The following is a 14891-nucleotide window of genomic DNA, read 5'->3' on the forward strand; positions in this document are numbered from 1 at the left end:
TTACTTAAGAATCAGACTAGGTTGAACCCAGAACCTGTTTAAGGTCGGAAACTTGGATTTCCCAAAGCATTTTTGCCTCGTCCACCTCGTCATCTTCCGCAAAATCTGTTATAAAAAGAGAAACATCTTTGGTTATTTCGTCAACTATAATGCGCATTTCAAAAAAGGAACCATCTTCGTTTTCCTCCCATGCCAATTTTACAAATTCCTCACTTTTTCGCTTGAGCAGCTTAGCTCTCTCTTCTGCACCATCCCATATAAATGTAAAAATCTCTCCACGGGAATTAACGTTGTCGGCATACCATTCAGATAGTCCCGAGGGAGTGGAAATATATTGGTAAAGCAACTGAGGCGACGCCTGGATCACAAACTCCAGTTCAAATTTAACCTTATCACTCATTGTCGTGTTCTTTAAATCGTTTTTCAACTTTAGTATAGTTTGGGAAGATATAAAAATAAATATCAAATAATAAATTAATCATGAATTTTGATTCAGCGAAAATTTAAACATATATTTGCACCCGCTTAGCGCAATCACGGCGAGGTAGCTCAGCTGGTTAGAGCGTCGGATTCATAACCCGGAGGCCGGGGGTTCAAGTCCCCCTCTCGCTACAAAAACAAAGTCATTTAACTGTTTTTCAGCTGAATGGCTTTTTTGTTTTTTCCGTATTTTTTTTCCTAACTTAAAGACTTTAAACCAACCTTCGAATGAATTACTTTAAAAAGTTAGGAACTGCCAATTTATTGATGTTGATTCTTTGCGCATTGATCATTCTTGTGGCAGAATATTTATTTCTTAACGGGGATACCGAACACGGCCTGTTTGTGGGGCTATGGGCACCTACTCTTCTAGGTGTTATGATTTACTTAAAGCTTGTGGACAATGACAGCAAATGATATCGTTTTATGGTTTTCCATTGTAGTCATTGTACTGGTCGCCATTTGGGCCATACTTATGATTCGTGCCTACAATAAAGCAAGTAATAGAAAATAAGTAGGTTTTACTATCCCATTCTTACTGGTCATTTTATGCCATTCGGTAAAAACATTATGGAATTTACCCGTATTTTTAAAGTACCATGAAGAATACCATATCCGAACGCATTGCCGATTTTCTTAAAAATTACCCTCCGTTCAATGCGATGGAGGCCAAACAACTGGAGCAGTTATCCCTTGAGGTAATCATTATCCACAAGGAGACCAATACTCTTGTTTTTTCACAGAACGAGAGTCCACACGAAAACTTTTACGTGGTTAACAAAGGTGCTGTAGCCCTGTCGAAAGCAGGTTCCAGCCAAATTTTGGATATCTGTGATGAAGGGGATGTTTTTGGGCTCCGTCCCCTATTGGCCAACGAGAACTACAAATTAGAGGCCAAAGCTTACGAAGAGACCATTCTCTACGCCATTCCCATCAAGGATTTTAAACCCTTGGCCTTGGAAAACAAACGCATCGGAAACTTTTTGATAGAAAGCTTTGCTTCCAATACCGGTAACCCATATTCCATTAAACACCGTGGCAAATTATATGGGGCCAGTAGCGATTCCAATCAATACTCCAGCGATAAGATTCTGGATCTACAGCCCATCAAATATTCCACGGACCTCATCACGTGTAAAGAAGGTACCAAAATAAAGACCATTGCCAATAAAATGACCAAGCATAACGTAAGCTGTATTTTGGTTGAAAGGGATGGTCTTCCCGTAGGCATCATTACCGATAAGGATTTAAGGAAAAAAGTAGCCACAGGAGAGTTTCCCATCACGGCAACGGCAAAAACCATTATGTCCTCGCCAATAATAACATACCCTAAGGAACTTACCTTGGCGCAATCACAAATGGCTATGATGAAAAGCAACATCAGTCATTTGATCCTTACCGAGGATGGAACCACGGATACCAAATCGTTAGGTATCCTGTCCAAGCACGATATTATGGTTGCCGTCGGAAACAATCCCGCTGTTTTACTACGGGCCATCAAAAGAGCTACGGATGCCAAACGATTACGAGGCATACGGCATGGCATCATGAATCTGCTGCAAGGATATCTAGACCAGAACATCCCTTTGGGATTGGTTTCCAAAATTATTTCCGAATTGAATGACGCTTCCACAAAACAGGTCATTCAGCTTGCCTTGTCCAAAATGGAAGAAGAGCCCCCCGTACAGTTTACATGGCTCAGTATGGGCAGTCAAGGACGTGGCGAACAATTATTGAACACCGATCAGGACAACGCTATTATTTTTGAAGACGTATCCGATGAAAAATTAGAGGAAACCAGAGGCTATTTTTTAAAGTTGGGCGAACGAATTTCCAAAATGCTAAACACTATTGGGTTTGAATATTGTCCCGCTGATATGATGGCATCCAACCGCTCCTGGTGTCACAGCTTGAGCGAGTGGAAACAAGTTACCGCCCACTGGATCCATAATCCTGGGCCTGATGAAATTTTACTGTCTTCCATCTTTTTTGATTATAACGTTACGTATGGCGATAAATCGCTTGCGGATGAATTATCGCACAGCATTTTCGACCATGCCAACCATTATCCGCAATTCTTCACGCATTTGGCGAGCGGCGCATTGCAAAATCCATCACCATCAGGCTTTTTCAGGGATTTTTTGGTGGAACAGGATGGGGAGCACAAAGACTTCTTTGATTTGAAGCTACGCGCCCTTATGCCCATTATCGATGCCGCACGGGTGCTAATTCTATCGCATTCCATCAAGTCCATCAACAATACAGCGGAGCGTTACGAAAAATTGGCCGAGCTGGAACCCAATAACCGAGAACTTTATTTGGCATGCTCCTACGCAAGCAAAGCTTTGCTCAAGTTTAGAACCAGACAGGGGCTTTTGCACAACGATTCGGGCAGGTATATTGCTTTGGACAAATTGAACAAGGAAGAAAAAATAAAACTGAAAAGGACCTTTAAAACCGTCAAGGAAATCCAATCTTTGATTGAAGTTAGGTTCCAAGTTAAAAACCTGATGCGCTAATGTGGCCTTTCTCCAAAAAAAAACCGTTGGAGCTTCCCGATTTTTGGTGGGCATACGAGGAGCATTTCAAGGAAAAGCTTCCAGAAGATATCCGTGACAACACTTTTGTAGTGCTTGATACAGAAACCACGGGATTTAGCTTTACAAGAGACCGGATGTTGTGTATCGGGGCCTTAAAACTTTTGGATAACAATATCGTGGTAAAAGAGAGTTTTGAGGTGTATATTCAACAAGAGCACTACGATTCTGAAAGTGCAGAAATACATGGGATTCTTAAGAAGAGTAAAAAAGAGAGCATCTCTGAGCTCGATGCCTTAAAACAATTTTTAGTGTATGCCAAGAACCATATTTTGGTAGGCCATCATGTGATGTTCGACGTTAATATGATCAACGCTGCCTTGAAACGAAATGGACTTCCCAAATTAAAGAACAAGACGTTGGATACTGAATCACTCTACATCAGAACATTGTTAATATCCACCGTAGTTCAGAAAAAAGAGCGGTATTCCCTTGATGATCTCGCCAAAAAGTTCAGTATTTCCAGAAAGGACAGGCACACTGCCTTAGGCGATGCCTTTATTACCGCGATTGCCTTTCTACGGACCATAGAAAAACTGAAACCACAAAAATTAAAGGACCTCCTTGGGTAAAGAGGTCCTTCTTAACTTATAAAACAAGTCTATTTAAAGGCTTTCCTTCATAATGTTTTCCACTACTTCGGGGTTCAACAAGGTTGAAGTGTCCCCTAAGTTACTGGTATCCTTGGATGCGATTTTTCTAAGGATTCTCCTCATAATCTTACCACTTCGAGTTTTTGGCAGACCTTCCGTAAACTGAATTTTATCCAGCTTCGCGATGGGTCCAATATGCTCTGTGATCAATTGGTTGATTTCCTTTTTAAGATTGTCACGGTTACGGGTTTCCCCTGTTTCCTTCAAAATAATATAACCATACAAGGCATTTCCCTTGATATCGTGCGGGAATCCGACAATAGCGGATTCGGCCACAGCTGGATGCTCGTTAATGGCATCCTCAATCGGTGCCGTACCCAAATTATGGCCGGAAACAATGATCACGTCATCTACCCTACCTGTAATTCGGTAGTACCCCACCTCATCGCGGAGTGCTCCATCACCGGTAAAATATTTACCTTCAAAAGCCGAGAAATAGGTATCCTTGTAGCGCTGATGATTGCCCCAAATAGTTCTGGCAATTGATGGCCATGGATATTTGATGCACAATCGACCGTCCACTTGGTTGCCTTTGATTTCCTCGCCATTTTCATCCATAAGTGCAGGCTGGATACCCGGCATGGGCAAAGTGGCATAAGTTGGTTTTGTTGGTGTGGAAAATGGAATCGGGGAAATCAAGATTCCGCCGGTTTCCGTTTGCCACCACGTATCCACAATAGGGCATTTTTTCTCCCCTACGTGGTCGTTATACCAGTGCCATGCCTCCTCATTTATAGGTTCTCCCACAGTACCCAACACTTTTAAGCTGGACAGGTCATATTCCGTTACAAAATCCAAGTTTTCCTTAGCCAATGCCCTAATTGCTGTTGGTGCTGTGTAAAACTGGGTTACTTTGTGTTTCTGTACCACATCCCAGAACCTACCAAAATCGGGGTAAGAAGGTACCCCTTCGAACATTACGGTTGTAGCACCGTTGGCCAGCGGTCCATACACTATGTAAGAGTGGCCCGTAATCCAACCGATGTCCGCAGTACACCAATACACATCTTCTTCACGGTACTGGAACACATTTTTAAAAGTATATGCCGTATACACCATGTACCCACCGGTTGTATGGACCATACCTTTTGGACGGCCCGTGGAACCAGAGGTGTACAAAATAAACAAAGGGTCTTCGGCATCCATGATTTCCGGAACACAATCGGAATAGGCTTTATCCAAAAGTGGTTGAATCCATACATCACGACCTTCTTTCATGGTTACATCGCCACCTGTTCGTTTGGTCACCAATACGGTTTCCACATCCGGGCAACTTTCCAAACCTTCATCTACAATGGCCTTTAAATCGATAACTTTTTTACCTCGATAAGACCCATCGGATGTCAGTACCATTTTTGCACCACAATCATTGATTCTGGTTGCCAATGCTGTTGACGAAAATCCAGCAAAAACAACGGAGTGAATGGCTCCGATACGGGCACAGGCCAGTAAAGCCACCGCCAAATCTGGAATCATGGGAAGGTAAATTACCACCCTATCACCTTTTTGAACTCCTTTATCCTTCAATACATTCGCATATTTGCACACACGCTCATGAAGTTGGCGGTATGTAATATGCTCTGCTTCCTCCTTGGGGTCGTTGGGTTCAAAAAGAATAGCGGTTTTATCGCCACGAATGCGAAGATGACGATCGATACAGTTTTCGGTAATGTTCAACTTGGCCCCCTTAAACCAGCTTATCTCTGGTTTTGTGAAATCCCATTCCAAAACGGAATCCCATTTTTTACGCCAATGGAAGTGCTCTTCGGCCACTTCTTCCCAAAATCCTTCGGGGTTTCTAACGGATTTTCGATACACCTGAAAATACTCCTCCAAGTGCTTGATATGATAATTACTCATGTAACGCTACGTTTAGTTAATATGTAAATAATTAGTTCAGTTTCACTTTTCTTTCGGGACTTAACCCAATAAATCTTCAATATCGGAGATGACCTTTTTTATGGAGAACGGTTTGGTCATGTAACTGTCTGCTCCCATTTTCAATCCTTTTTCCACATCTTTCTCCTTGCTCTTTGCGGATAAAAACACCACTTTGGTATGGGAAAGGTCTATATTGTCCCTAACACGCTTTAAGGTTTCGTACCCATCCATTTCAGGCATCATGATATCCAAAAGTATAAGGTCAGGTTTCTCCCTGTTCGATATGTCCAATGCCTCGGTACCATCTCGGGCGATGAACACTTCAAAGTCTTTCTTTTTAAAGGCATATTCCAACGACATTACGATGTTGGGTTCATCATCCACTATCAGTATTTTTTTCTGCATCATTGTTCTTTGGGTATTGAAAACATCATACGTGTACCTTTCTTAAATTTTTTATCCACCGCAATGGAACCTTTATGACTTTCCACTATTTTTTTGCAAATGGCAAGACCAAGGCCACTACCCTGCGGTTTCTTTACATTTTGATTTTTTGATTGATAGAATTTGTCAAAGATGTAATCCTTGTCCTCTTCGGGTATTCCCCTGCCATTATCTTTAATGGTAACCAAAACCTCCTTATTAAGGTCTTCCAACAGAATTTTGATTCTTCCGTTATGGGGTTCTGTAAATTTAAGGGAATTCGAGAGCAAATTCGTCAATACTTGCAAAATTCGGTCCTCATCATAGGCTGCAAACACCTTTTCTTTGTGAGAAAACTTAATTTTTATCTCTTTTTTGGATGCAATTTGCTCCACTCCTTTTATGGCCTTCTGAATGGTTATTGACATATTATGTTCGTCAATGTCCAGTTCCGATCTATTCCCCGATAATTTTTCAAGGTCCAAAATGTTATGAATCAAGGTGTCCAAACGATCACTGTCCCTATTGATATTTTCCAGGAATCTGTTTCTGAGTTCGGGTGGCATTCCCTCATCTTCCAAAACTTCCGAAGCTGCTTTTATGGAGGTAATTGGTGTCTTGAGCTCGTGTGCCACGGTATCCAAAAACTCGTCCTTGAGCTTATCCTGAATGCGAAGCTCCTTGTTGGCTGCTTTTAATTGCTGGGCCATAGCAGCAAGCTCTTCGGACTTTTCCCTAAGTAATTTGTTGCTTGCTTTGGTTTCCTTGCTCTCTTCCAAAATATTGAGTACCTCCACTAAACTTATGGGTGTTTCCTTCGAAACCGAGGCCAATAATATTTTTGCCGAAGCACTTCCGATACTCCCCGTTAAAAGCTTCTCTGAAAAATTGATCAATCTAGCATCTGCTCGTTCTTCGGTTTCGGATATATTATATTTTTTATTGAAAAATTGTAAGGCCCTATTGGTCCGTTGCTCTCCCAAAAAACGATTTAATAATCGTTTAATATCAGCTACATAAGCTTCTCCTTTCCAGATAAATCCTCCCTCCTGAAGATTACCATAGTTTTCGTGATTAACGAACATCTCGGCATAATTACGTTCCCTATAATTACCTTTGGTATGAAGGGAAAACCCAACGAACGTCAGGGTATTAAAGGACATGCTCCATAAAAAGGCATTACTTTCCGGCGTTAAATAATCCAACCCAAACAAATGTGCCGGCTGCAACCAGGCCTGACCAAAGAGTCCTTCTTCCATAGATTCCACACCGGGCATGGTGGCTTGACTAATTATTGGCAAAAACAAGGTGTAAAACACAACAGCTAAACCTACTAGAATACCAATTTCTGCTCCTTTTGCTGTTCCCCTTCGCCAGGTCAACCCCAAAAAGAACGATGGTGCCAACTGAGCAATGATCACAAAAGAGATCAATCCGATGGAATACAAAGAAAGTTGAGCGGAAAACCGAATGTAGAAGAAATAGGCAATGATGATCAAAAGAAAAATAGCAACTCTCCTAATGTTTTTGATACGCTTATTGTTTTCTTCGGGATTGCCTTCCACCAATGTTTTAATGAATCCGTAGGGAATCACAATGTTGTTACTTACCATGGTTGACAATGCAAGGGTAGAGACCACAATCATTGAAATGACAGTGGTAAATCCACCGATAAAAACCAAAAGTGCCAATCCGTAATTGTTCTCCTGTAAAGGCAATAAAAGGGAATAATAATCATGATTTACCGTAGCTGGGAGACTAATATTCCCAGCCCAGGCTATAAAAATCACGAAAACATTGAATAACAGCAAGTACAACGGGAACAACCAAATGGCTTTGCGCAAATAGCTTTCGTTATCGTTCTCCACTACGGCCACATGAAATTGTCTGGGCAGCAAAAAAATGGCGAAAATGGAAAGACAGATGGTAAACAGCCAGTTGAAACCATTCTCTAAACCACCAAAAGTGGTCAGTTGCTCAAAGTTTTCCTGTAGGCTTGCCTGAGTGTAGAGGTCTGTGGTTCCATCAAACAAATAAAAGGTAATGTAAATTCCAATGGCCAAGAAGAAGCCCAGTTTTAAAATGGACTCCAAAGCAATGGTCGCCACGATGCCTTTTCGGTGTTCCGAAGTATCGGTGGACAAGGTTCCATAAAAGGCAACAAAAACCGCTATAAGCAACGCAATGTAGAAGGTGGAATCATCGAAAAAGCCCGTGGATTCATAACCTCCTTTTGCCGAGATCAATGAAAATGTCTCGGATACTGCTTTTAATTGCAAGGAGATATATGGAATTATGGCAAATAAACAGGTTAGCGTTACCAAAGCTCCCAACTGGCGATTATTACCATATCTCATGGAAATAAAATCGGCAACACTGGAAATTTTGTGCTGTTTGGAGATACGAATTACCTTTCTCATGAGTACAACCCAAAGAGGCAGGGCAATTACAGGCCCAAGATAAACGGCCATAAAACTAATACCCGAACTGGATGCTATTCCCACACTCCCGTAGTAGGTCCATGCGGTACAGTATACCGCCAGTGAAAGTGTGTAGACATAAGGATTGTTCGTCCATTTGCTCCTTTTGTTCTTTTCGGCAAAGTAGGCCAGTACAAAAAGCATGGCCAAATACAACACAATTACCAATCCTACAATATAATTACTCATAGAACCGCTTTAAAATAATATAGGCCAAGACAATGGAAACCAACCAGCTAAGAAATATGAATACATAGAACATGGGAAAGCCAAAAATTTCAGCTTCTCCATCAAAAATGGTAACAAATGGCACATTCCATAAAAAAAACAGTACTATGGAAATAAGTATCAATTTCTGCTGATGCCTTTTCTTCATTTTTATTTGCACGGTCGCTAAACTTAAAATTACAAAAAACGGTGCGGTAAATCCATACCACACCGCTTTTTCACAACCAACTAATTAATGAGACGATGCTTCACCCGCACCGCTGGGTATTCTGATATGCTCCACAATTTCCTGAACTTCTTCTGGAGGTTCTGGGGTAAACCTATTTACTACGATGGCCACAATAAAGTTGACGATCATGGCAATGGTTCCAAACCCTTCGGGCGATATGCCAAACCACCAGCTTTCCTGAAGACCGGCCACTGCTTCTTTGCCTCCGTCAAATATTCCAAATTTGAATTTCAGCATGTAGAAAAGCATCAAACAAAGCCCTACGATCATTCCAGAAATGGCTCCCTTGCTGTTCATTTTTTTATAGAAAATACCCAAGATGATAGCAGGGAAAAACGATGCAGCTGCAAGACCAAAGGCCAAGGCCACAACCGCTGCCACAAAGCCCGGCGGGTTGATTCCAAAATAACCGGCAATAACAACAGCTATCGCAGCTGAAAGTCTAGCTGCCCAAAGCTCTGCCTTTTCAGAAAGATCTGGTTTAAGTACGTTTTTAATCAAATCGTGGGAAACCGAAGATGAAATCACCAATAATAAGCCTGCTGCAGTAGATAGCGCTGCTGCCAGTCCACCTGCAGCTATCAAACCGATTACCCAGGCCGGAAGGTCGGCAATTTCCGGGTTGGCCAATACCATAATATCACGATCTACCGTAAGCTCATTTACCTCGGGCGATGCCACATATTGGATTTTACCATCACCATTTTTGTCATCATGGGCAATCAGCCCCGTGGTTTCCCAGCGACTGAACCATTCTGGCATGTTATCGTATTCCTTACCACTTACGGTTTCAATCAGGTTGGTTCTGGCAAATACGGCCACAGCTGGTGCAGTGGTGTAAAGAATTGCTATGAACAATAATGCCAATCCAGCAGATTTTCTAGCATCACGTACCCGTTTTACCGTAAAAAACCGAACTATGACGTGGGGCAATCCAGCCGTACCCACCATCAAGGCAAGGGTAATGGCAAAAACATCGATGGTGCTCTTTGAACCATCTGTATATTCCGCAAAGCCAAGTTCGGTAGAGAGACCATCCAATTTATCCAAAAGATAAGTTCCAGAACCATCAGATAGGGTACTACCAAAACCTAGTTGGGGTACTGGGTTTCCTGTCATCTGAATGGAAATGAATATGGCCGGTACCATAAAGGCGAATATCAACACGCAATATTGAGCCACCTGCGTATAAGTGATACCCTTCATTCCACCGAGTACGGCATAGAACAACACAATTACCATTCCGATTACTACTCCCGTATTGATATCCACTTCGAGATATCTGGAAAAGACAATCCCTACCCCGCGCATTTGTCCCGCTACATAAGTAAAGGAAACTATCAATGCACAGATGACAGCCACGACACGTGCGGTCTTCGAGTAATAGCGTTCTCCAATAAAATCAGGAACGGTAAACTTTCCAAACTTTCTGAGATAAGGTGCCAATAGCAAAGCCAAAAGCACGTAGCCTCCCGTCCATCCCATTAAGTAAACAGCTCCATCGTATCCGGCAAAAGAGATTATCCCTGCCATGGAGATAAAAGAAGCTGCCGACATCCAATCAGCCGCAGTGGCCATTCCGTTGGCCAATGGGGAAACTCCTCCTCCGGCCACATAAAACTCCTTGGTGGAGCCTGCTCGCGACCAAATCGCAATTCCTATATATAGTCCAAATGACAGCGCGACAAGAACATAGGTCCATATTTGTACATCATTCATAATTTTAGATTTTGTTGGTTAGTTAATCTTCGTTGTATCCGTATTTCTTGTCCAATTTGTTCATTAGGCGTACGTACACGAAAATGAGGATGACAAATACATAGATAGACCCCTGTTGTGCGAACCAAAACCCTAGTTTAAATCCACCCAGTCTAATGTTGTTCAAAGCATCTTTGAAGAGAATGCCCGCTCCGTAGGAGACCAAGAACCAGATGACCAGTAAAATGACCAAATACCTCAGGTTCTCTTTCCAATAGGCCGAAGCCTTTTTCTGTTTTTCTGACATAATTTGTTGGTTGTTTAGTTATAAATAAATCTGTGCTTGCAATGTTACCACGCTGTTGCTGTCGCCAGCACCGACTTTGGAATTGGCATATTCCAATGTTAACTTGGAATGATGGCCCGTCATAAACAGGTTGATTCCCAATCCCAATCTTGTGGCGTTGTCATCAATTGCATCTATGGTTCGTGTTTGATAGGATAAATAAGGCTGTACCCTTGAATTATCCGCTGGGGCAGGAATCAAGTATCCCACATGCCCATATACCATATTTCCGGTACCATATGGTCCCAGGTTGAAGTTACGACCATAATCGTTATTTTGAAACACGGCATAGGCAGTTATTGCGGAACCATCCTCACCAAGAGGTGCATCGTAAAAGGCGTCCACAGCCAAAATGTTGACATTTTCACCTTCTAGATTACCAGTTCCGTCCATCACCACAACACCGTTTGGATGTGTTAGAAAACCTGCTCCGACATTGAATACTTTTTTGCTGCCCAGATAGGTCCCTACCTTGTAAGGAAGAAAGTTGGATTCTTCATCCAAGAACTGATAATCGAAATAACCTTGAATTACTTTACCTGCATCGGCAGAACCCAATAATTCCCTTCCTCGATACACGGCTCTGCCGTTTGGTGTAGGATCATTGGTGGCATCCAAGGTATTTGTAATAGCCTCATTGAAAGATACCCGGTATTGCAAACGACCTACCCTACCCTTTACATACACACCCAAATGACGGGCAAATTGGTCGCTAAGTCCCAATACTGCCCAAGACTGGCGGTTGTTGTCCAAGGTCATAAAATTAAGGGTACTACTATTGTTCAGTCTGGAAATGCCATTCCAGTAGTGCAGTCCAGTCCCCGCATAAAAATCCTTTGCAACACGCCATTCCCCCCAAAAGGAGTGGTAAAAAAGTTGTGAAGACTCCCCTTTTCCCGTTGCACTAAGATTATTTCCGTTCAAACTGTTTAATCCAAAATGTGACAACAGCAGGAACCTTTTGTTCAATTGGGTAAAGCTCAACAATCTTGCTCTTCGGACGCTAAAGTTTGTGGTGCTGACATCCTCAGGAACATTATCGTTGTATTGGGCCCAAAACTGACCCCATGCGATCATACGAAGATATTTGGAACCATCTTCGTTGAAATTGATTTTGAAACCTCCCGTGTATTCGGTGTTTCCCTGTGAAAATGATTTTGGAACGAACAACAGAAAAAATACCATTCCAATTAGGATTCTTTTCATTTCAGTTTGAGTGTTAGAGCGTTATGTGCTCTACGAACATCCTAAAATTTTGTCCTGAAATAAAAATCCATATATATATATGCTAAATAATTATACTCAATCCTTAAAACGGTCCCATTTTATCAGCATAAATTTATCACCCAACTCGGTTACCAACTGTCCTGCCCCTTTTAGGTTTTCAGGGTTTTGAAAGTATTTTTGAAGCTCCGTATGGTTCAGGATCTTGTAAGTGGGATGGTACTTTGAATTGTAAGGCCGTTTGATGTTATATTTTCGGACCCAATTCATTACGGAAACATGGGAAACACCCAAAATACGCTCGATTTCACGATAGGTCAATCCCTCCAAATACAACTGTAGCGCCTTGTTCACGAAGTAATCGTCAATCTGTTTACCTAGTTTGGGCACCGTAAAATAGTAACCACAGGACTTGCATTTATAGCGTTGCCGCTCTTTTATAATTCCGGCTTTGGTAAACTCTGTGGATGAGCAATTTGGGCAACTTTCCATACTTGATATACTTAATTAGCATAAATATATCAATTTAGCTTTAAATATTTATCATTCTTATAGCAATAAAAAAAGGGAATCGTTAAAATTCCCTTTAGTTTATTGGTCAAATCACAATATAGGTGGGTTATTTTGACAAATATGTGGTCACATTCTCCAAAATACGCTCTTGAAGATTAGAAATATCGCTTTTCACGAATTGCTCCCCTGTAATATTCTCATAAAGTTCAATATACCGATTGGAAACCGACTCGATATAATCATTAGACATTTCAGGGACCGATTGTCCCTCTAGTCCTTGGAATCCGTTGGAAATCAACCACTGTCTAACAAATTCCTTTGATAATTGCTTTTGGGCTTCACCCTTAGCTTGGCGTTCATCATAGCCGTCGGCATAGAAATATCGGGAAGAGTCCGGGGTATGGATTTCATCGATCAAAACAATTTCCCCTTCTTTGGTTTTACCGAATTCGTATTTGGTGTCCACCAAAATAAGACCTCTTTTGGCCGCTATTTCGGTTCCTCTTTGAAATAGGGCTCGTGTATATTTTTCCAATACTTCGTAATCTTCCTTGTAGACAATACCACGCTTCAAAATATCCTCTTTGGAAATATCCTCGTCATGATCTCCTTTTTCAGCTTTTGTTGCTGGAGTAATAATCGGTTCCGGAAATTTATCGTTCTCTTGCATTCCTTCGGGCATGGGTACACCGCAAAGCATTCTTTTGCCTGCTTTGTACTCGCGTGCAGCATGGCCGGACATATAACCCCTGATCACCATTTCCACCTTGAATGGTTCACAAGCCTTGCCCACCGCTACATTGGGGTCAGGAGTGGCCATCAACCAATTGGGAACAATATCTTCGGTATCCTTCATCATTTTGGTGGCTATTTGATTTAGAATCTGCCCTTTGTAGGGTATTCCTTTGGGCATCACTACATCAAACGCAGAGAGACGGTCCGTGGCAACCATTACCAAAACATCGTTCTCCAAGGTATAGACTTCCCTTACTTTTCCTTTATAAACAGATTTTTGCCCAGGAAAATTAAAATCCGTGGACATCAGCGTATTCATTCCCATAATTTTTTCTAGAATTGATTTTGGTGCTCTATGTTCTGATAGGCATCAATCACCTTTTTCACCAATTTGTGACGGATCACATCTTTATCATCTAAATAAATAATACTAATACCATCCACATTCTTTAAAATAAGCAAAGCTTCTTTTAAACCAGAAATTACCCTGCGTGGCAAATCAATCTGCCCAGGGTCGCCCGTCAACAAAAACTTGGCATTCTTTCCCATACGAGTCAAGAACATCTTCATTTGGGCGTGCGTGGTGTTCTGGGCCTCATCCAAAATCACAAAGGCATTGTCCAAGGTTCGACCGCGCATAAACGCCATCGGTGCGATTTGGATGGTGCCGTCTTCTATGTACTTTTCCAATTTCTCGGCTGGAATCATATCCCGAAGAGCATCGTACAACGGTTGCATGTAGGGGTCAAGCTTTTCCTTGAGGTCACCTGGCAAAAAACCAAGGTTTTCCCCAGCCTCCACAGCGGGACGTGTAAGGATAATGCGTCTCACCTGTTTTTCCTTCAAGGCTTTTACGGCCAGAGCAACACCTGTATAGGTTTTTCCGGTACCAGCGGGACCGATGGCAAAGACCATATCATCTACTTTGCAGGCATCCACCATACGTCTTTGATTGGCTGTCTGGGCCTTGATCAACCTACCACTGACGCCGTGCACCAAAACATCGCCACTACTGGAAGATGAAGTGTACTCCTCCTTACTTGTACTGGTCAGTACCCGCTCGATCATATTCTCATCGAGCTTATTGTATTTGGCAAACTGCCCTGTGAGTTCATCAAAGCGTTTATCGAACTCTTCCAACAGTTCTTCATCGCCAAATACTTTGATCTTGTTCCCCCTTGCTACAATCTTGAGTTTAGGGAAGTATTTCTTAAGCAACTCAATGTTAGCATTTTGTTGCCCAAAAAATTCCTGGGGGCTGATTTCCGTAAGTTCAATTATTAGTTCGTTCAAAAATAGTGAGGTGTTACAGTTGTTTTTGAAGAATTTTATTCTTTCTTTTTTGACTAATTTTACAAACAAACTTAACTAAAAATCAATTTGAACGCGGAAAAACATATCAAC

The 14891-nt window shown here is 41.9% G+C and carries 14 protein-coding genes and 1 tRNA gene; 4 read left to right on the plus strand and 11 right to left on the minus strand.

Annotation, left to right across the window (positions count from 1 at the left end; translation table 11 throughout):
* Window positions 1-16: 16 nt before the first annotated feature.
* Entirely contained in the window at window positions 17-400 is a 384-nt protein-coding gene (locus tag EO132_RS16345; RefSeq protein ID WP_127139016.1) for an START-like domain-containing protein, read from the minus strand.
* Between the two features lie 138 nt (window positions 401-538).
* Here EO132_RS16345 and EO132_RS16350 point away from each other — a divergent pair.
* The 4 genes from EO132_RS16350 to EO132_RS16365 all read left to right on the plus strand — a co-directional run bounded on the left by EO132_RS16350 (window position 539) and on the right by EO132_RS16365 (window position 3649).
* Window positions 539-612 (plus strand) — tRNA-Met (locus EO132_RS16350).
* A gap of 96 nt (window positions 613-708) precedes the next feature.
* The gene (locus EO132_RS16355) at window positions 709-897 is read left to right on the plus strand and encodes a hypothetical protein (RefSeq protein WP_127138890.1); all 189 of its coding nucleotides are present in this window, start codon (window positions 709-711) and stop codon (window positions 895-897) included.
* A gap of 182 nt (window positions 898-1079) precedes the next feature.
* On the plus strand, window positions 1080-2999 hold the full coding sequence (locus EO132_RS16360) for a DUF294 nucleotidyltransferase-like domain-containing protein (protein ID WP_127138891.1): 1920 nt from the start codon (window positions 1080-1082) through the stop codon (window positions 2997-2999).
* Window positions 2999-3649, plus strand: coding sequence for a 3'-5' exonuclease (locus EO132_RS16365; protein WP_127138892.1), 651 nt, complete (start codon window positions 2999-3001; stop codon window positions 3647-3649). Before EO132_RS16360 ends, EO132_RS16365 begins: the two co-directional genes overlap by 1 nt.
* A gap of 33 nt (window positions 3650-3682) precedes the next feature.
* Here EO132_RS16365 and acs read toward each other — a convergent pair whose 3' ends face one another.
* From acs to EO132_RS16415, 10 genes are all read right to left on the minus strand, one after another.
* Complete coding sequence (gene acs / locus EO132_RS16370) at window positions 3683-5590, minus strand: acetate--CoA ligase (protein ID WP_127138893.1); 1908 nt, start codon at window positions 5588-5590, stop codon at window positions 3683-3685.
* 60 nt (window positions 5591-5650) lie between these two features.
* The gene (locus EO132_RS16375; RefSeq protein WP_127139017.1) at window positions 5651-6016 is read right to left on the minus strand and encodes a response regulator transcription factor; all 366 of its coding nucleotides are present in this window, start codon (window positions 6014-6016) and stop codon (window positions 5651-5653) included.
* A complete protein-coding gene (locus EO132_RS16380) occupies window positions 6016-8703 on the minus strand; it encodes an ATP-binding protein (RefSeq protein WP_127138894.1) in 2688 nt (895 codons plus the stop codon). Before EO132_RS16380 ends, EO132_RS16375 begins: the two co-directional genes overlap by 1 nt.
* Entirely contained in the window at window positions 8696-8890 is a 195-nt protein-coding gene (locus EO132_RS16385; RefSeq protein ID WP_127138895.1) for a hypothetical protein, read from the minus strand. Before EO132_RS16385 ends, EO132_RS16380 begins: the two co-directional genes overlap by 8 nt.
* A gap of 84 nt (window positions 8891-8974) precedes the next feature.
* On the minus strand, window positions 8975-10690 hold the full coding sequence (locus EO132_RS16390; RefSeq protein WP_127138896.1) for a sodium:solute symporter family protein: 1716 nt from the start codon (window positions 10688-10690) through the stop codon (window positions 8975-8977).
* A 22-nt stretch (window positions 10691-10712) separates the two neighbouring features.
* The gene (locus tag EO132_RS16395; protein ID WP_127138897.1) at window positions 10713-10976 is read right to left on the minus strand and encodes a DUF4212 domain-containing protein; all 264 of its coding nucleotides are present in this window, start codon (window positions 10974-10976) and stop codon (window positions 10713-10715) included.
* An 18-nt stretch (window positions 10977-10994) separates the two neighbouring features.
* Entirely contained in the window at window positions 10995-12221 is a 1227-nt protein-coding gene (locus EO132_RS16400; protein WP_127138898.1) for a hypothetical protein, read from the minus strand.
* A gap of 96 nt (window positions 12222-12317) precedes the next feature.
* Window positions 12318-12731: an IS1/IS1595 family N-terminal zinc-binding domain-containing protein gene (locus EO132_RS16405; RefSeq protein WP_127138899.1), complete on the minus strand. Its 414-nt coding sequence runs from the start codon at window positions 12729-12731 to the stop codon at window positions 12318-12320.
* Window positions 12732-12858: 127 nt separating this feature from the next.
* Window positions 12859-13812, minus strand: a complete 954-nt coding sequence (locus EO132_RS16410; protein WP_417935898.1) for a phosphoribosylaminoimidazolesuccinocarboxamide synthase — start codon at window positions 13810-13812, stop codon at window positions 12859-12861.
* A gap of 8 nt (window positions 13813-13820) precedes the next feature.
* Entirely contained in the window at window positions 13821-14780 is a 960-nt protein-coding gene (locus tag EO132_RS16415) for a PhoH family protein (protein ID WP_127138901.1), read from the minus strand.
* Window positions 14781-14891 lie beyond the last annotated feature (111 nt).

Origin of the sequence: Flagellimonas oceanensis, from assembly GCF_003992595.1 — a bacterium.
In the GTDB taxonomy this organism is placed as follows: Bacteria; Bacteroidota; Bacteroidia; order Flavobacteriales; family Flavobacteriaceae; genus Flagellimonas; species Flagellimonas oceanensis.

Bases quoted from the DNA above. Each gene is read 5' to 3' on its own strand.
- EO132_RS16410 (WP_417935898.1), bottom strand. From the start codon at position 13,812: ATGGGAATGAATACGCTGATGTCCACGGATTTTAATTTTCCTGGGCAA.
- acs (WP_127138893.1), bottom strand. From the start codon at position 5,590: ATGAGTAATTATCATATCAAGCACTTGGAGGAGTATTTTCAGGTGTAT.
- EO132_RS16355 (WP_127138890.1), top strand. From the start codon at position 709: ATGAATTACTTTAAAAAGTTAGGAACTGCCAATTTATTGATGTTGATT.
- EO132_RS16380 (WP_127138894.1), bottom strand. From the start codon at position 8,703: ATGAGTAATTATATTGTAGGATTGGTAATTGTGTTGTATTTGGCCATG.
- EO132_RS16365 (WP_127138892.1), top strand. From the start codon at position 2,999: ATGTGGCCTTTCTCCAAAAAAAAACCGTTGGAGCTTCCCGATTTTTGG.
- EO132_RS16375 (WP_127139017.1), bottom strand. From the start codon at position 6,016: ATGCAGAAAAAAATACTGATAGTGGATGATGAACCCAACATCGTAATG.
- EO132_RS16345 (WP_127139016.1), bottom strand. From the start codon at position 400: ATGAGTGATAAGGTTAAATTTGAACTGGAGTTTGTGATCCAGGCGTCG.
- EO132_RS16395 (WP_127138897.1), bottom strand. From the start codon at position 10,976: ATGTCAGAAAAACAGAAAAAGGCTTCGGCCTATTGGAAAGAGAACCTG.
- EO132_RS16360 (WP_127138891.1), top strand. From the start codon at position 1,080: ATGAAGAATACCATATCCGAACGCATTGCCGATTTTCTTAAAAATTAC.
- EO132_RS16405 (WP_127138899.1), bottom strand. From the start codon at position 12,731: ATGGAAAGTTGCCCAAATTGCTCATCCACAGAGTTTACCAAAGCCGGA.
- EO132_RS16400 (WP_127138898.1), bottom strand. From the start codon at position 12,221: ATGAAAAGAATCCTAATTGGAATGGTATTTTTTCTGTTGTTCGTTCCA.
- EO132_RS16390 (WP_127138896.1), bottom strand. From the start codon at position 10,690: ATGAATGATGTACAAATATGGACCTATGTTCTTGTCGCGCTGTCATTT.
- EO132_RS16385 (WP_127138895.1), bottom strand. From the start codon at position 8,890: ATGAAGAAAAGGCATCAGCAGAAATTGATACTTATTTCCATAGTACTG.